Source organism: Aeromicrobium changchenzhani (genome assembly GCF_057586615.1).
This window is the reverse complement of sequence record NZ_CM172480.1, coordinates 1,178,237-1,194,980: the sequence shown is the minus strand read 5'-3', so window position 1 is coordinate 1,194,980 and position 16,744 is coordinate 1,178,237. Positions and strand designations below refer to the sequence as shown.

The 16,744-nt window shown below is 60.5% G+C and carries 19 protein-coding genes and 1 pseudogene; 17 read left to right on the top strand and 3 right to left on the bottom strand.

Annotated elements, in window-relative coordinates:
* The first annotated feature begins 114 nt into the window (after positions 1–114).
* The 6 genes from AC2YB9_RS06015 (at position 115) to AC2YB9_RS05990 (ending at position 5,626) form a co-directional block, all read left to right on the top strand.
* The gene (locus AC2YB9_RS06015; RefSeq protein ID WP_487267839.1) at positions 115–1,644 is read left to right on the top strand and encodes an aldehyde dehydrogenase family protein; all 1,530 of its coding nucleotides are present in this window, start codon (positions 115–117) and stop codon (positions 1,642–1,644) included.
* A 114-nt stretch (positions 1,645–1,758) separates the two neighbouring features.
* Positions 1,759–3,213, top strand: a complete 1,455-nt coding sequence (locus AC2YB9_RS06010; RefSeq protein WP_487267838.1) for an NAD(P)/FAD-dependent oxidoreductase — start codon at positions 1,759–1,761, stop codon at positions 3,211–3,213.
* A 5-nt stretch (positions 3,214–3,218) separates the two neighbouring features.
* Positions 3,219–3,413, top strand: coding sequence for a hypothetical protein (locus AC2YB9_RS06005; RefSeq protein WP_487267837.1), 195 nt, complete (start codon positions 3,219–3,221; stop codon positions 3,411–3,413).
* A 58-nt stretch (positions 3,414–3,471) separates the two neighbouring features.
* On the top strand, positions 3,472–3,654 hold the full coding sequence (locus tag AC2YB9_RS06000; RefSeq protein WP_487267836.1) for a hypothetical protein: 183 nt from the start codon (positions 3,472–3,474) through the stop codon (positions 3,652–3,654).
* Positions 3,651–3,902, top strand: coding sequence for a YgaP family membrane protein (locus AC2YB9_RS05995; RefSeq protein ID WP_487267835.1), 252 nt, complete (start codon positions 3,651–3,653; stop codon positions 3,900–3,902). Before AC2YB9_RS06000 ends, AC2YB9_RS05995 begins: the two co-directional genes overlap by 4 nt.
* Positions 3,899–5,626, top strand: coding sequence for an aminotransferase class V-fold PLP-dependent enzyme (locus tag AC2YB9_RS05990; protein ID WP_487267834.1), 1,728 nt, complete (start codon positions 3,899–3,901; stop codon positions 5,624–5,626). The genes AC2YB9_RS05995 and AC2YB9_RS05990 overlap by 4 nt, the downstream gene beginning before the upstream one ends.
* A gap of 85 nt (positions 5,627–5,711) precedes the next feature.
* On the opposite strand, the gene AC2YB9_RS05985 is transcribed toward AC2YB9_RS05990, so the two are convergent.
* Together AC2YB9_RS05985 and AC2YB9_RS05980 are read right to left on the bottom strand one after the other, a co-directional pair.
* A complete protein-coding gene (locus tag AC2YB9_RS05985; RefSeq protein WP_487267833.1) occupies positions 5,712–5,972 on the bottom strand; it encodes a metal-sensitive transcriptional regulator in 261 nt (86 codons plus the stop codon).
* Positions 5,972–6,133 (bottom strand): hypothetical protein, encoded by a 162-nt coding sequence (locus tag AC2YB9_RS05980; protein WP_487267832.1) that lies wholly within the window; start codon positions 6,131–6,133, stop codon positions 5,972–5,974. Before AC2YB9_RS05980 ends, AC2YB9_RS05985 begins: the two co-directional genes overlap by 1 nt.
* A gap of 153 nt (positions 6,134–6,286) precedes the next feature.
* Between AC2YB9_RS05980 and AC2YB9_RS05975 the strand changes: the two genes are divergently transcribed.
* Positions 6,287–8,452, top strand: coding sequence for an MMPL family transporter (locus AC2YB9_RS05975; RefSeq protein WP_487267831.1), 2,166 nt, complete (start codon positions 6,287–6,289; stop codon positions 8,450–8,452).
* A gap of 132 nt (positions 8,453–8,584) precedes the next feature.
* Positions 8,585–8,785 (top strand): annotated as a pseudogene (locus AC2YB9_RS05970) (transposase); the annotation flags it as partial.
* Between the two features lie 78 nt (positions 8,786–8,863).
* Here the strand turns inward: AC2YB9_RS05970 and AC2YB9_RS05965 are convergent.
* On the bottom strand, positions 8,864–9,307 hold the full coding sequence (locus AC2YB9_RS05965) for an IS30 family transposase (RefSeq protein ID WP_487267830.1): 444 nt from the start codon (positions 9,305–9,307) through the stop codon (positions 8,864–8,866).
* A 177-nt stretch (positions 9,308–9,484) separates the two neighbouring features.
* Between AC2YB9_RS05965 and AC2YB9_RS05960 the strand changes: the two genes are divergently transcribed.
* From AC2YB9_RS05960 to AC2YB9_RS05920, 9 genes are all read left to right on the top strand, one after another.
* Positions 9,485–10,549: an IS110 family transposase gene (locus AC2YB9_RS05960; RefSeq protein WP_487267829.1), complete on the top strand. Its 1,065-nt coding sequence runs from the start codon at positions 9,485–9,487 to the stop codon at positions 10,547–10,549.
* Between the two features lie 202 nt (positions 10,550–10,751).
* Complete coding sequence (locus tag AC2YB9_RS05955) at positions 10,752–11,183, top strand: hypothetical protein (protein ID WP_487267828.1); 432 nt, start codon at positions 10,752–10,754, stop codon at positions 11,181–11,183.
* Between the two features lie 90 nt (positions 11,184–11,273).
* Positions 11,274–11,711 (top strand): universal stress protein, encoded by a 438-nt coding sequence (locus AC2YB9_RS05950; RefSeq protein ID WP_487267827.1) that lies wholly within the window; start codon positions 11,274–11,276, stop codon positions 11,709–11,711.
* 58 nt (positions 11,712–11,769) lie between these two features.
* Entirely contained in the window at positions 11,770–12,036 is a 267-nt protein-coding gene (locus tag AC2YB9_RS05945) for a hypothetical protein (RefSeq protein WP_487267826.1), read from the top strand.
* Between the two features lie 277 nt (positions 12,037–12,313).
* Complete coding sequence (locus AC2YB9_RS05940) at positions 12,314–12,790, top strand: Dps family protein (protein WP_487267825.1); 477 nt, start codon at positions 12,314–12,316, stop codon at positions 12,788–12,790.
* Between the two features lies 1 nt (position 12,791).
* Positions 12,792–13,736 carry a metal ABC transporter substrate-binding protein gene (locus AC2YB9_RS05935; RefSeq protein WP_487267824.1) on the top strand — a complete coding sequence of 315 codons (945 nt, stop codon included), beginning with the start codon at positions 12,792–12,794 and terminating at the stop codon, positions 13,734–13,736.
* Between the two features lie 5 nt (positions 13,737–13,741).
* Positions 13,742–14,608, top strand: coding sequence for a metal ABC transporter permease (locus tag AC2YB9_RS05930; RefSeq protein WP_487267823.1), 867 nt, complete (start codon positions 13,742–13,744; stop codon positions 14,606–14,608).
* Positions 14,605–15,396, top strand: coding sequence for a metal ABC transporter ATP-binding protein (locus AC2YB9_RS05925; protein WP_487267822.1), 792 nt, complete (start codon positions 14,605–14,607; stop codon positions 15,394–15,396). Before AC2YB9_RS05930 ends, AC2YB9_RS05925 begins: the two co-directional genes overlap by 4 nt.
* 716 nt (positions 15,397–16,112) lie before the next feature.
* Complete coding sequence (locus AC2YB9_RS05920; RefSeq protein WP_487267821.1) at positions 16,113–16,535, top strand: hypothetical protein; 423 nt, start codon at positions 16,113–16,115, stop codon at positions 16,533–16,535.
* Positions 16,536–16,744: the final 209 nt, after the last annotated feature.

Genomic DNA, 16,744 nt, shown 5'->3' with positions numbered 1-16,744 from the left:
GATGCAAAGGAGGGCCTTGTCGACACCATCGTCGCGATCACGGCTTATGTCTCTGCATGAATCACCTAGCTGTCCCAGTACCGCTCATAGAACAACCAATAGGAAGAAAAGCACATGACTATCTACGCCCGTCCCGGAACCAGCGACAGCATCGTCCCGCTCAAGAGCAGGTACGACAACTTTATTGGCGGCGACTGGGTCAAACCTCTCAAGGGCCACTACGCCGACGATCTGGCGCCGGCCACTGGTCTCCCGATCGCCGAGTACGCACGTTCGACCGTCGAGGACATCGACGTGGCGGTCGCGGCAGCCAAGGGTGCGTTCCCCGCTTGGGCAGCAACCTCTACGACCGATCGTGCCGCCGTTCTCACGGCCGTGGCTGACCATCTGGAGGCACATCTCGAACAGATCGCAGTGTTGGAGTCGTGGGAGAACGGCAAGCCGGTACGCGAAACACTGGCCGCCGACATCCCGCTGGCGATCGATCACTTCCGCTACTTCGCGGCCGCGATCCGCACCCAAGAGGGCAATATCAAGAAGCTCACCGGGGATCTGGTTTCATACCACTTCTACGAGCCGATCGGGGTCGTCGCGCAGATCATCCCGTGGAACTTCCCCATCCTGATGGCGACCTGGAAGCTTGCACCTGCACTGGCGGCTGGCAACACTGTGGTGCTCAAGCCGGCGAGCGCCACGCCCATTTCGATCCTCTACATCATGGAGCTCATCGCCGACATCCTTCCGCCCGGCGTGATCAATGTCGTCAACGGTGGTGGCGCCCAGATTGGGCGGGCACTGGTCGAGCACGACGGAGTCGGCAAGGTGGCCTTTACCGGCTCCACAGCGACCGGCCGGGAGATCATGCAGTACGCCATCAAGAACATCATCCCGACCACGATGGAGCTGGGCGGCAAGTCGCCCAACATCTTCTTCGACGACGTGGCCAGAGCCAAGGACGACTTCTATCTCAAGGCGATCGAGGGCTTCACGATGTTCGCCCTCAACAAGGGTGAGATCTGCTCGTGCCCATCGCGGGCATTGATCCAAGATGGCCTGATCGGCGCGGGCTTCCTCGAGCAGGCGGTGCAGCGCGTCGAACGGATCAAAGTCGGGGATCCCCTCGACACCACAACAGAGATGGGTCCGCAGAACAGCCTCGACCAGCTGGAGAAAGTCACCGGTTACCTCGAACTCGGCCCCAAGGAGGGGGCAAAGGTTCTCGCAGGCGGTGAGCGCGCCGAGTTATCGGGCGACCTCAATGGTGGCTACTTCATCCAGCCCACAGTATTCCAGGGCACTAACGACATGCAGGTGTTCCAGGACGAAATCTTCGGCCCCGTCGTCACGGTCGCAACGTTCAGCGATTACGACGAAGCGATCGAGATCGCCAACGACACCATCTATGGGCTCGGATCAGGAGTCTGGAGCCGCGACGCCGATCTGACCTACCGGGCAAGCCAAGAGATCCTCGCCGGCCGGGTGTGGGTCAACACCTACAACCAGTACCCCGCAGGTGCGGGCTTCGGTGGCTACAAGCAGTCCGGATACGGCCGAGAGACGGACCAGCAGACCTTGAACAACTACCAGGAGGTCAAGAACGTGCTCGTCAACCACGACCCGAAGCCACTCGGCTTCTTCGTCTGAGCCCGCTATCGGGTCACTCACCCCAAGAAGACACCCACGAATACACCAGTGCGACCTAGACAGTAAATACCCCTCGGGGTATCATTTAAACCTCAACACTAATAAGGAGTCAAGATGGCTGACGTCGTCGTCCTCGGGGCAGGAGTCTCCGGACATACTGCAGCGCTTCACCTGAGGCGCATGTTGGGAAAGGAACACACCATCACGGTCGTTTCGCCCAACTCCCAATGGAACTGGATACCGTCGAACATCTGGGTGGGTGTCGGCCGGATGTCCAAGAAGCAAGTCGTCTTCCCGCTCGCCCCGGTGTATAAACGCAAGGGCATCAAGTTCCGTCAAGCCAAAGCCGTCGCCATCCGGCCCGATGGTGACGAGTCCGATGGCCGTGGCGCCGTCGATATCGAACACACCGGACCAGATAGCGCGGGCCGGACAGAACGAATCGGCTACGACTACCTAATCAACGCGACCGGCCCGCAACTCAAATTCGGCGCCACCGAAGGATTGGGGCCCGACGGACACACTGTCTCGGTGTGCACAGCTGACCACGCGATCGAGGCCGCCGCCGCTCTGCGGGAGTCGATCGACCTGATGCGCGCAGGCACCCCCCAGACCCTGATCGTCGGTATGGGGCACGGCACCTGCACGTGCGAGGGTGCAGCCTTCGAGTATGTGTTCAACGTCGACCACGAACTGCGGCAGGCCGGCGTGCGCGACCTCGCACGCCTCGTCTATCTGACGAACGAGGCGGCACTCGGCGACTTCGGCGTCGACGGGATGACCTTTGAAGACCGGGGTTTCGAGACCTCGAGCGAGCTATGGACTGCCTCGCTGTTCCGCGAGCGCGGCGTCGAGCCGATCCTCGGCGCACACGTCGAGCAGGTTGAGGATGGCGTCGTGCACTACGAGACCCTTGACGGTGAGCACCACAGTTTAGGCTTCGACTTCGCGATGCTGTTACCGCCGTTCGGCGGGGTGCCGCTGGCCGCTTACGACCGCACGGGCGCTGACATCACAACCACGATGTTCGCCCCCAACGGTTTCATGAAGGTCGATGCCGATTACACGCCCAAGCCGTACGAGGAATGGCGCGCTGAGGACTGGCCTGAGACGTATCTAGCGCCGGGTCACGACAACATCTTTGCGGTCGGTATTGCCTTCGCTCCCCCGCACCAGATCTCGCGCCCCCGCAAGAGCGTCAACGGCACGGCCATCGCGCCGGCACCGCCGCGCACGGGAATGCCGTCGGGCGTTATGGGCAAAACCGCCGCGTTGACCATCGCCGCCCGGATCAAGCACGGCTCCCGGGCTCCCGCGCACACGGCTTCGATGGCGCGCATGGGCGCGGCGTGTGTCGCTTCGGCTGGCAAGGGTATGCGAAGCGGTTCGGCCGCATCGATGACGATGATGCCCGTTGTGCCCGATTACGCTCGATTCACTACCGGTCGCGACCTGCGCGACACTCGTGGCGAGATCGGACTCAGCGGTCATTGGGCCAAGCTCGTTCTGCACTATCTGTTCATCCACAAGGCCAAAGCCCGCTTCGGCTGGCACCTCATCCCGGAGTGATCGCCATGCCCACCAACAAACCCTCATCTGCCCCCGTCCCCGTTTCAACCAATGGCCTTCAGCCAGTGGCCGACCTCAGCAAGGCGCCGCTGCCCACCGCAGGCACGCTGCGTCGCCGCAAGAGCGTGATCTACCAACTGACCCGGTTCATCGCCTTCAACTTGCGCATCCTCCGGATGGCTGCCAAAGGTCACAAGTAGACGTACTCGCTGACGACGCTGGTCCAGGCGACTAACCAATCCAAGAGGGAGAATACGAATGTGTAGTGCAATTCAATGCCGCACCTGCGGCAAGACGACCTGGTCCGGCTGCGGTGAGCATGTCGATGACGTTCGCGCAAACGTCCCAACTGATCAGTGGTGCGACGGGCACAGCAGTGGCTCAGACGCATCCGGGCCGTGGCCCCGTCAGCGCGTCAACGACGCCGTAGGAGCGCGATGAGTGTCGACCGCGCCGTCCTCGCACTCGCTGGCACCATGGTCCTGATCGGTGCACTACTCACCGTATTCTTCTCGACATGGTGGTTGCTCCTCGTCGGTTTCGTCGGCCTTAACCTCGTGCAGTCGAGCATCACCGGCTTCTGTCCAGCGGCAATGATTTTTGGTAAGCTTGGACTCTCCACTAGTTGCACCTCTCCTGCCGTTAATTCAACCGAAATTGAGCATCTTCGTCTGAAAACCGGGCTATGAAGCACGGCACGTCAGGCGGTTCGGGCGAGTCTCCACTTCTTCGCCGGATTCGTGAGGCGGTCATCGGTGACGATCACGTCATGCTCGGTCCGTTCGGGCCCCGGCGGGTCACCTACGCGGACTACACTGCATCGGGTCGAGCATTGGGGTTTATAGAAGATTTCATTCGCGAACAGGTGCTACCCAGTTACGCCAACACACATACTGAGTCCAGCGGCACCGGTTTGCAGACGACCCGGTTGCGCTCGGACGCGCGGGCGATCATTCATGATGCCGTGGGTGGCGATGACAACAACGTGGTGATTTTCGCTGGCTCGGGCTGCACCGGAGCTATCGACAAATTGATCGGTATCCTCGGACTTCGCATCCCGTCTGCGCTCGAGGACCGCTATCACTGCAGCACTCTGATTCCCGCCTCGGAACGGCCGGTCGTGTTCCATGGACCGTTTGAGCACCATTCCAATGAGCTACCGTGGCGCGAGTCGATCGCCGACGTCGTTCCCATCCCGGCAGATTCCGACGGCCATATCGATCTAGCTCAACTTGAAGTCGAACTGGTCAGGTATGCAGATCGTCCCGTGAAGATCGGCAGTTTCTCGGCCGCCAGCAATGTCACCGGGATTATTAGTGACACTGCCGCTATCTCCTCTCTCCTACATCGTCACGGAGCGCTGTCTTTCTGGGACTTCGCTGCCGCGGGACCGTACGTGGAGATCGAGATGAACGGCCCCGACACGGGCGACCCACACTGCTACAAGGACGCGATCTTTCTGAGTCCTCACAAGTTCATCGGCGGGCCCGGCACTCCTGGCGTGTTAGTCGTTCGTCGTGAACTGCTGACCAACCGTGTGCCGGACGTTCCCGGCGGTGGGACCGTCGCTTTCGTCAATCCCGACGAACACCGCTATCTGACCGATCCTGCCCAGCGCGAAGAAGGCGGCACGCCGGCGATCGTCGAGTCGATCAGGGCTGGTCTGGTCTTCCAGCTCAAGCAGGCTGTTGGTATCGACGCGATCCGCCGAGTTGAGGAGGATTTTCTGCGACGCGCACTCGCTCGGTGGACCGACGAGCCGAACATCGAGATCCTCGGAAACCTTGATGCGGATCGACTCTCGATCATTTCATTCGTAATTCGCGCGCCGAGCGGAAAGTATCTGCATCACAACTTTGTTGTCGCCCTCCTCAACGATCTGTTCGGCATCCAGTCCAGGGGCGGATGCTCGTGCGCTGGCCCATACGGCCACCGACTGCTCGGCATCGATATCGAGCAATCCCACGAGTTCGGACGGGAGATCACCCGCGGCTGTGAAGGAATCAAACCTGGTTGGGTACGAATCAACTTCAACTACTTCATCTCCGAAGCAGTTTTCGACTACATCACCGAGGCTGTTGCACTCATTGCGCGCGATGGCTGGCGCATGCTTGGTGAGTACCGCTTTGACCCGGAGACCGGCATTTGGGTTCACCGGAACGGTCTGGTGGAGCCGCCCTTGCGACTGAGGCAAGTTGGTTATGGCCCAGATGGCCAGATGCAGCACCCGACGCAGCCGCTGACCGCACCTGAGTCGTCCTTGAATGGCGACCTTGTCGAGAGCGCTCGTCTTCTGACCCAGCAGAAGCCGGCAATCATGGACATGCCCGGTCACCTAGTGTCCGCCGATTTTGAACATCTCCGGTGGTTCGAACTGCCAGTCGCCTGTATCCGTCAAACCACTCCGGACTAGCGAACACACCAAGGCAAATCAGGCGAGACGAACATTTCAATGAACGGAAAGACCTAGGTCAATCCGCCAACCGCCATGCCCCGCATTAGGCCAACGACAGAAACAGTTTCTCGAGCTTCTTGGCGTCGAGACTGTCAGGGCCACTCGTGGCGATGCATTGTTGAAGTCCGGTAGCGACGATGGCGAAGCCAGCACGATCCAATGCTTTCGATGCGGCTGCCAACTGGGTAACCACGTCTTCGCATTCGCGTCCTTCTTCGAGCATGCGAACGACACCTGCCAACTGGCCCTGCGCGCGCTTGATCCGGTTGATCACCGGTTTCATGGCGCCAGATTCGAGTTCCATCAGTTCTCCTTCGAGATCATTTCGAGCATGGCTCTGTGCCGGCCACGCGCATCGTGTGGCACCGCGTCAAATGTATCGCCACCGGCAGGTTGTGCCACCAATTCCGAGTCATTCTGACGAAACATGCCGCAAATGCCTGTCGTCAGGGTGTATTCGGTCATCTGGGGACCTCAATCCTTTCAACAGTGGGCGGATGCTGTGGCGTGATGTTGTCAGTCCACAGTGGACGGAATAATCATACCCGAGGGGGTGTTTTGTCTAAGTGTAACTATACCCTATAGGGTATGTGAGAATCCCAAATGAAAGTGAGCTTCATGACCGTCACAGCACCTTCGCCCGCACCAACCAACATTGATCCCGAGATCGGCTACCACCCCGGCCCGCTCGGTCGACTCGGTGTTTGGGTGACTCATAACCGGTGGAAGGTGACCGCGGTTTGGATCTTGCTTGTGGTTGGGCTCGGTGCCTTCGCCCCCAGTGTCGAAGCGAATTTGTCTGGCGCCGGTTGGCAGGCCGATGGTTCCCAATCGGTCGCCGCGCGTGAGCTTGCCCGCCAGCATTTCGGCGGCAATGCAAGTTCCGCAATCCAGGTCGTAGTCCGATCGAAGACAGGGTCGGTCACCGATCAGGCAGGGGCCGACGTGTTGGCTCGGGCCACCGCGATGCTGGCGAAGGATTCTCGTATCGGTGCGATCGTGCAGCCACAACCCGGCGCAACGCTGAGCGAAGACGGACATACCGCTGTGCTGCTGGCCGGCGCCGCCGCCGACACCAACGACATGGTTCGTGCTGCCACTGATCTGAAAGAACCGCTCCAGGACCTGTCCTCCAATGCTGTCCAAGTCAATCCGACCGGCGCATCGCTGCTCTGGTCAGACTTCAACGAGGCCAATCTGGATGCGATGTTGAAGTCGGAAATGGTGTCTTGGCCGGTGACATTGGCGATCCTCGTACTCGCATTCGGGGCGCTGGTAGCGGCCGGCCTTCCACTGTTACTCACGCTCTCTGGGCTGATCGCGTCGGCCGGATCGTTGGTGCTGATCAACCACTTCATTCCAGTGTCGATTTGGGCCATGAACTTCGCGATGATGTTCGCGCTCGCACTGGGCATCGACTATGCGCTATTCCTCGTGGTGCGCTTCCGCGCTGCCCGGATGGGCTGGCACGAAACTCCACGCCAAGCGATCGCTGAAACCATGGACACGGCCGGCAAAGCAGTCCTGCTCTCGGGAGCAACAGTGTTGATCTCGCTGTCCGCCGTGATGCTGGTGCCCTCCCCATCATTCCGTTCCATGGCCGGCGGCATCATGCTCGCAGTCATCTTCGTACTCGCAGCAACCCTCACGCTCCTGCCGCTAGTACTGTTCAAACTCGACGATCGGATCAACAAATTCTCGCTGCCGTGGGTCCACACCGGCGAACACCGCTCACCAAAATTTGAAGCCTGGGGCGAACGCCTCTGGCGCCGCCCGATCGTGTGGGGTCTCGCGTCACTGCTGGTGCTGGTGGCGCTGGCCGCTCCGGTCATCGGCCTGCGTACCGCGATGCCATCAATCAAAGTGCTTCCCGAAACCGCCTCAGCCAGGATCGGTTATGACATGGTCCAAGAAAGCTTTGGACCCGGCGCACCAGGAACACTCCAGATCATCGTCAAAAACAATCAAACGGACCGCGCCACCAAAGCCCTCGACGCAGACACTGGGATAGCCGGCGCCATGCCGGCCATCCCTGCCACCGATGGCAGCGGCTACTCAATGATTCAGGCCGTACCAACGGTGGACCCCTCCGATCCAGCCCTAGGGCAAACTGTTGACCGGCTCCGCACCGAGTTGCCCAGCACCGCACTCGTGGGAGGCGCCGCGGTAGAAAACCTTGACCTCAAGTCGCAACTCGATCAGTCAACCCCGTTGGTGATCGGTGTGATCCTCGCCCTCGGCTTCCTACTCCTACTCATCGCTCTCCAAGCCCCACTCATCGCCCTGCTAGGTACGTTGGTCAGTCTCCTTTCCACCGCGGCAGCGTTCGGTGTCGCGCGGATGGTGTTCCAGGAAGGCTGGGGCTCAGGATTCTTCGGCTTCGAGTCACAAGGCTTCCTAGATGCCTGGGCACCAGTCTTCTTCTTCGCGATGATCTTCGCGATCGCGATGGACTACACCGTCTTTCTGCTGGCCTCCGCCAAGGAACACTTCGAAATCAGCGGTGACCCGAAAGAAGCGATGGTCGGAGCGCTCGCGCACTCCGGACGAGTGATATTCGCCGCCGGAGCCGTCATGGTGGCCGTCTTCTTCACCTTCGCACTATCAGGACCGCTGCCGCCCAAAGAGATGGGCATCGTGCTCGGCGTGGCCGTACTTCTTGACGCATTCCTAGTCCGGTTGGTCCTGCTTCCGGTGCTGCTCCGACTCACCGGAAAAGCAGCCTGGTGGGCCCCACGCTGGCTGATACGGATCCTGCCGGCCATCCGCTTCGCCCACAACTAAACTCAAAACCCGACCGAACTCGTGCTAAAAACCAGAAAGACCAACTGGTCTGCGTCGGTGATTTCGGATGGCGGGCCCTCTTAATATGAGGGTTCTATCTGAAATGAGATCCGCGGTGACTGCATCACATAGATCGTGACGTCGAAAACGATCAGGGACGTCGCTGTTGCTGATGGTGTCGGCCCGGAGACGTTGCGGAAATAGCTGATCAAATATAGGGATGGCCATGGCGGCACCGAAACTGAGTTGACCGTTGACGAGCGGTCTCGGCCCAAGGAGTTGGAGCGTGAGAATTCTGATCTTCGGGCGGAGACAGCTTTCCTGAAAAAAGCAATGGTGAACTCAACCCGTCAGTGCAACAGCGCTTGGAGCGCTATCGGCTGGGGTGTCGAAGTTGAGAGTCTTCGTCGGTCACGTTTTTAGCCGCGCGGCGACGGTGTCGAGGCCAAGGTCGTCTTGTGTGAGGTCTTTCATGCAGACTCCTTTGGGGAAATATTGACGCAGCTGCCGGTTGGGTGTTTTCATTCGTGCCGCGTTGCGAGGGGCTGCGGGGTCGGCGAAATAGACATCGAGTCCAGTGTTTTGGGTGACTGTCTTGCGGTCAGCGAGCTCCATGCCGCGGTCCCAGGTCAACGATCGACGCAGGTGTGTGGGCAGGGTAGCGATCGTGTCGACGAGGCCGTCGCGGACGTTCTCCGCGCTGTGCCCGTCGGGCAGGTGAACGAGCATCACGTATCTGCTTTGGCGTTCGACCAAGGTTCCGATCGCTGAACGACAGTTCGAGCCCAGGATCAGATCGCCCTCCTTACGTTGTTGTGGTGGGTGATTTCGAGGCTGTCGTAGCGTTTTGAGCACCCTGGGCCGCGGGTATGGCTGAGATCTCCTTGCCGCTTGGACGGCTTACTGGGAATGGCCGCCCGTCGCCCGTTTGATAACTCGACCGCTGATTGAGAATTGCGAGATTGATCGCTGCATAAGGACGTGCCGGCGTGGTTATCGACAGGCCTCACCCAGTTGAAACTATGTGAAGGGATGGATAAACATGCCGGCAATATGGGCAGGGGTCAATGCAGGAGAACGGACGAGGCGATACTCCTGGACTTCATCGGGACAGTGATCGACATGGCACACGGTGACGCCGTGTGCTGGGCAACCGATCTGAACGCTGGCGGCGCGGCGTTACTGATCGGACTGCTCGAGGCCCATGGGCAACGGCTGCTCTATATTCCCGGACGGATCATTCATCACGCGGCAGCCACCTATCAGGGCGACGGCAAAACCGACGCGAAAGATGCCCGAATTATCGCTGATCAAGCACGCATGCGCGCCGATCTGCAACCGGTTCGCCGGCCCGATCAGATTAGCGTCGATTTGCAGCTCCTCACCGGCCACCGCACCGATGTGATGCGCGATCGGGTGCGTGCGATCAACCGGCTCCGAGCAACATTGTTGGAGTATTTCCCTGCCCTTGAGCGTGCCTTCGACTACTCCAAAAACAAAGCCGCGCTGACGCTGCTGAGTTCTTATCAGACGCCAGAGGGGTTGCGCCGTATCGGCGTGTCCCGCCTCGCCGCCTGGTTGAAGAAACGTGGCTGCCGCAACAGTGCCGCCGTCGCCCAGAAAGCCCTGGACGCAGCCAACGCCCAACACACGAGCCTGCGATGCCAACCGACCGGATCGGTGCAGGCAACCAAACTAGCTGCCCTAATCACGTCGATTGACCGTGAACTAGCCGATCTCGATGCCCAGATCACTGAACGCTTCCACCAACATGGGAGCGCCACTATTTTGCTCAGCATGCCCGGTTTCGGGCCATTGCTCGCCGCGACATTCCTGGCCAACATCGGCGGCAACCTGCACCGACCGCGACGGTTCAACCGCCGACTCCTGCGGACCTGTTATCTCGCCGCGCTATCGAGCCTGAAGAACAGTCCAGCCTCCAGAGCGTTCTACGACCGAAAACGCTCCGAGGGCAAATCCCATAAACAAGCACTCATCGCACTCGCCAGGCACCGCATCAACGTCCAATGGGCCATGCTCCGCGACCACCCCATGTATCAAGAACCCACCCGCGCCAGAACACCACTCGCGGCTTGACAACAGCATTGAGATTCCCAATGCCCAGGAATCGCTCGATCTTCGGCTTCAACCAGAGGCTCCGAGATCGACACGGCATCCTCGATCGGGGAGCACCACGGCCCAGCGACTGTGTTGTGGTCACTGCGGCAAATCGGGGGCAGACCCCAAGGACATCAGGATTGAGTATGTTGACGAGCCCGTTCTGCGGCCCGGCTCGATCATGATAGGGCTCGCCGGTGGTGGTGACGGACTCAGCGAGAAGATCATGGTCAACCGCCGCCGGGTTCTCCCCATCGGCGACATCCCCTTCGATCAGGCCGCACCAATTGAGCCGCTCGCGGTCGGACGCCGCTCCTTTGTCCACGGCGTTGCGAAGGCAGGCGACGTTGCGCTGATCGGTGGCCCCGGACGCATCAGGTTGCTTCTCGCCGCAGGACTGAAGGCCAAAGAACTGACGGTGATTACGTCGGAGCCGACCGCAGCGCGCAAGCCGAGGTGTTGCCAATCGGAGTTGCCAACCACATCCTCGACGCGACGAAGGAGAACATCGTCGCGCGAGTCCTTGAACTCACCAACGGCGGAAGCGTTGACGTTGCGTTCGAATACTCGGGCATCAATGCAGCGCTGGACCGACTCTTCACGCGGTGCGTGACGTTTCTTCTGTTTCTACTCGTATTGACATACGATCAGAAGCATCTAGATGTTGAATGTGCGCGTAGTGCGCAGAAGGTGGTGTGGGCAGATGGATGTCGAACCAGCCGTGGTCGGTATTGATGGGTCGCCGGACTCCAAACGAGCACTACGGTGGGCGGTCGAGTACGGACGCCGGTTCGAAGTGCCGGTGCACGCGTTGACCACGTGGGATATTCCGCAGGTTTACGGCTATCCCGTTACCTTCCGCGAAGACGAATACAACAGTTTCGAAGTGAACGCGCACACGCTGCTCGACGAAACGATCGAGGATGTGGCGGGCGAAGAGTCGCAGGTAGTCAAGCGGGTCGAGCGAGGCCATCCGGCGATCGCACTGGTCGCAGCATCGAAATCTGCGCAACTGCTGGTAGTGGGTTCGCGTGGCCATGGCGCCTTTGTTGGCATGCTGATGGGATCGGTCAGTCAACACTGCGTGCAACATGCGCACTGTCCTGTCGTCGTGATGCGTGAACACGCCGACGACAGTTGAGCATGGTTTCGAGATGGACCGATTTCGGTGACCGGGAGCATTCGCCGCAGCTATCCTGATGAAAGAAGCACTGACCAGCGGGCACTATGACGTGAGGGCATTCCTCGACAAGTTGCTCGCTCTGGGTTTCTCCACCGGCAAGAACGCCAAAACCGGCATCGTTAACGGTTTCGGCGACGCCGCTTGGATCCACGGCGCCAGCCCCATCGACGGCTTCTTGAGCCACGGGGTGGCCCAAGACAATCCATTCCACGGTTTCTTCACCGGTATCGCCCTAGCCGGCTGGGCCGACTGGCTGTTCATGATCGGGTTGCTCGGCATCTGACTGGCGCTGCTGTTCGGGTTCGCAATGCGACTCGCCAGCCGGTCCGGCGCCATTCTCTATCTGCTGATGTGGTTGGCCGGGTCTGCCCAGACACACAGGCGAGGCTGCGATCGTCGCGTGGAGCGGGCTGCGTCCTCATACCTTAAGGGTTCCTGTGCAGCGCAGCGCCGAGGCAGTGCCTCATGGCCCGGGATCGAGGACGAAAGTCCCATGCGTTCCGTTTGGATCTGACGAAGAATCAGAGATGACAACCGATGGGACTTATCTAGGAAGGCGAATGCTGACGATGGAGCCAATGGACATGGGGATCGTGGAGCAGGATCGAGCGGCCATCGCTGAGGGGTTATCGCGACTGCTTGCGGATACCTACACGCTGTACCTGAAGACGCATAACTTCCATTGGAACATCACCGGCCCGATGTTTAGCTCATTACACCTGATGTTCGAAACGCAGTACACCGAACTTGCCCTCGCTGTCGATGAGATCGCCGAGCGGATCCGAGCGCTCGGATTTCCAGCACCGGACTCGTATTCAGCGTACGCGAGCCGCTCCTCAATTCCCGAGGAACAAGGCGTCCCGAACACCGAGGCGATGATCGCCCAATTGATCCAGGGGCAGCGCACGGCACGCTCAGCCTTTGTCCTTGCCGACCAGGTCGGTGACGAACCAACTGCGGACCTGCTCACTCAACGGATGCAGACACACGAGGATGCTACGCAGCACCCTCGCTTCCTGAGCACAAGCATCTCCTGACATGAAATCGAGATCGCTTCTAGTCACCGGAGCAGTCTGCCTCGCGCTGGCCGCCTGCAATGGGTCTGATTCTGGCGCGGACGGCAAGGTCTCTGTGGTGGCCACCACGACGATCCTTGGCGACATCGCCGGTCACATCGTCGACTGCGGCGGCGGGACGATGCGGACCCTAATACCGATCGGGGCGGACCCTCACGATTACAGCCCCTCGTCGACTGACATGCGCCACATGGTCACTGCCGACCTAATGGTCACAAACGGTCTCGGGCTCGAAGAGGGCCTCGCCTCCGCGATCGCAACCGCGAAGAAGGACGGCGCCAAAGTCCTTGAAGTCGCACCCCTGCTCGATCCACTCCCCCTGGTCGCAGACGAAAGTGACGACCACGGAGGCGCCGGTGCGCGGTCTCTGGATCCACATGTGTGGCTCGACGTCACGCGCATGGCCACTGCCGCCGAACATATCGGCGCGAACCTGACAAAGTTGACCAACAACAATAAGTTCGCGACCTGCGGTGAGCAGGAATCCACACGACTGAGTGAGGTTGACACCCAGGTTCGGGCGGTCCTGGATCGCGTACCTGCCGAACGCCGTGTTTTGATCACCGATCACCGAGCCTTCGGATACTTCGCCGCCGCCTATGACTTCGACGTGGCCGGGGTGCTGGTCCCCGGCGGCTCGACCATGGCTCAACCAAGCTCTCAGCACCTAGCCGATCTGGTCAAAGTACTTCAAGACACCGGCGTTCCCGCCATCTTCGGTGACGTGGCGCAGAACTCGACGCTGATGGATACCCTGGCTGACGAGACGGGTCGACCCATCAAGGTTGTTGCCCTGTACGTTGGGAGTTTGGGGTCTGCCGGCTCCGGTGCTGAGAACTACTCGGCGATGATGCTCAAGGATGCAAATCTGATCGCGAACGCGCTGGCCGCGCGACGGACGAGGTGACAGCGTTGGACTGGTTTATCGAACCGTTCGAACTGGGTTTCCAGCAGCGGGCCCTCGCCGGTGGTGTGCTCGCGGGGATTATGAGCGCAGTCGTGGGTACCTGGCTGGTGCTACGTGGCATGAGCTTCTTCGGAGATGCCTTCGTCCACGGCGTCGTGCCCGGAATAGCCGCCGCAGTGGTGCTCGACATCAACCCGATGCTTGGCGCAGCTGCGGCAGCCCTGGTCATGGTGATCGGGATCGAACTGGTGAGCAGACAGACCGCTCTCGGAGAGGATGCCGCCATCGGCCTCTTGTTCGTCGGCATGCTCGCGCTCGGTGTGGTCATCATCTCCAAGTCCGACGCCTACACCGGAAGCCTCACCGCGATCCTGTTCGGCGACGCGCTCGGCGTAAGTACCGGTGCTCTGGCTCAACAGGCAGCACTGACCGTCGTGGTGTTGGTCATCTCAGCGCTGATGTATCGGCCGCTACTCGCACTTGCGTTCAACCAACAGAAGGCAGAACTCCTCGGCATGCGACCTAGGTTGACGCATGCCCTCATGCTCGTGCTCATCGCCACCGCAGTTATCGGCAGTTACGGCGCCGTCGGCACCCTGCTCGTGCTCGGCCTCCTCATCGGCCCGCCGGCCACCGCAGTGCTTCTGGTCAGAACAGTCCCGCTGATGATGCTGACAGCAGCGGGAATCTCGGTGTTGTCGGTCGCCGTCGGCCTGCTCATCAGTTATCACCTGGGCACTGCGGCGTCGGCAACGATGGCGATCGTCCCGATCATTGTTTTCTTCCTGACCCTCGCCACAACCCGAACGCTCGCAGCCCTCGGTTCCCGGGATGAACGCCACAATTCCACTACGGGAGCAGAGGAATCATGACCGCGGCAACCCCCTTATCGAAGGCCGCAGTACCAGTGGCTGAGGCCAACGAAGTGGTCCTCCAATACGGCAGACACATCGCCCTCGACCGTTCGACCTTCACAATCCCCGGCCACGGGATCACTGCGGTCATTGGCCCGAATGGTTCGGGCAAGTCCACCGTCCTCCATGCCATCGCCGGGCTCCTGCCGATCGCATCCGGGACCCTGAAGGTGCTTGGAAGGAGTCCACGCGAGGCGCGCGAGGACTTGAGCTACGTCCTGCAGTCGATGGTTGTTCCACACACCACCCCGATGACGGTCCGCGAGACCGTCGCGATGGGCCGCTACCCGAGCACTGGATGGTGGCGACACTTTTCCAGTACTGATCGACAGCGCATTGATCAGGCGCTGCAGAGGCTACAGATCGACGACATCGCCGGTCGCCACCTCCACGAACTGTCCGGAGGACAGCGCCAACGCGTATACATCGCACAGGGGCTTGTCCAAGACCACAAGGTCCTGCTCCTCGACGAGCCACTGACCGGGCTCGATCTCGTCTCTGCACGGACCATCGACACAATCATCCACGAAGAACGGGACAACGGAACGCCGGTCGTGCTCACTACCCACGACCTCGACGAGGCACGAGCCGCCGACTATGTGCTGCTCGTCAGCGGCCGCGTCGTCGCCAGCGGGCCACCTCGCGAAGTCTGCAACCGCCACAACATCGAAGCCGCCTACCGACTCGGTGGCCTACACGAATGGCAAGGGTTCCTCGACGACCCAGCACACGCTCCGCACCCATGATGGGCTGAAGGACACCCTGCCCAGTTCAGTGGGCTGCAGGCCGGGTGCAATGTCCCCATCGAGAAAGGATCGCTCTCGATGATTGATCCTGATCCTGACCCTGACGGACAGGTGAGCGTCGCAACACTGGCGTTGGTCACCACTCCGCGGGCCGAAGTCTCTCCACGGTAGATGCGCCCGATCGCGGACTGCGTCTCCTGCTACCGGCGCACATTCGGCCCCAGATCTGTGAGTCTTGCGCGGGCACCGTGGAAGGAACGATTCGAAATTTCAGGCTCGACTGGTATCGAGACAAGCCCCTCGTGACGATGTAACTCGCTCACGAGGAGACCCGGTGAACCTAGACAAGCCCACCTCGCGATTCGGTCGCTGATGTGGAGTGCGTCCTGCGCGAGTGTGCATCGCTGGGTCTACCCGGAGGCAGGTCTGCGGCCGGAAGAGTCGATTGTGACAATCAGGATCAGCCGGCTCGGGGCACGGTTGCGCGTCGCCGGCCATTCCTCGGGGCACCGCTTTGGTCTCTTCACGGGGTACTGCACTCGTGAGCCTATTCACTCTTTCAGGCACCACACCGGCGTACTGATTCGCCAGCAGGCTTCGGGGTCACGCGGACTCGGTCCTGGCAGTGCGGCTAGATTTCCGCAAGGGCCCAAAGTCCTTCTAGGTCGGGCATATAGCCGGTACTGCAGACGGGCTCTTGTTGACACGCTGTACCTATGAGCGCGATCCTCGACCACCAGCAATCTCGTCATGCTGCGATGATCGTCGGTATCGTGCAGGGCCGTCCGCACGCTGGGGCGTTGGCGTACGCGTTGGAACGAGCGCTAACTGACCGGGCAAAGATCCGCGTGGTCAGCGTCGGTCTGACGGCTCCAGATCTAAACATTCCGCTCAACACCGTGTTCGAACAAGGCGATCCAGAGGACGTCCTGATGAGAGGCGCGTCCGAGTCAGACGTTCTCGTGATGCAGTCTTTTGCTGACCGCTTGCTAGGTGTCGCCGACGTCCTCATGGCCAAGTTGCGAGCGAACGCCTCGTGCTTCCTGATCGAGGTCGACAGTGACGGCGAAATCGTCAGAGCAAGCGGCCCGACGGATTGGCACTACGCCTGTCCGTTCGACTGTCCTCGGCTCAAGTGAAATGAGAGGCGGGAAATCGCGATCCGCCTTATTGGTCTGACGCCAGCCGAGCCAAGGACGACACGGGTACGCGTACATGGCGTGGGTCAGTCCGGAGTTACCGGGAGGGAAAAACCGCGACAAGTTGGGCCGGGGCAGTTTTTGGCTGCACAACTACGACTCCCGTCGGCGCCGTTTGTTCCACCAGCCAACGCTACTGCGGTCTGCGG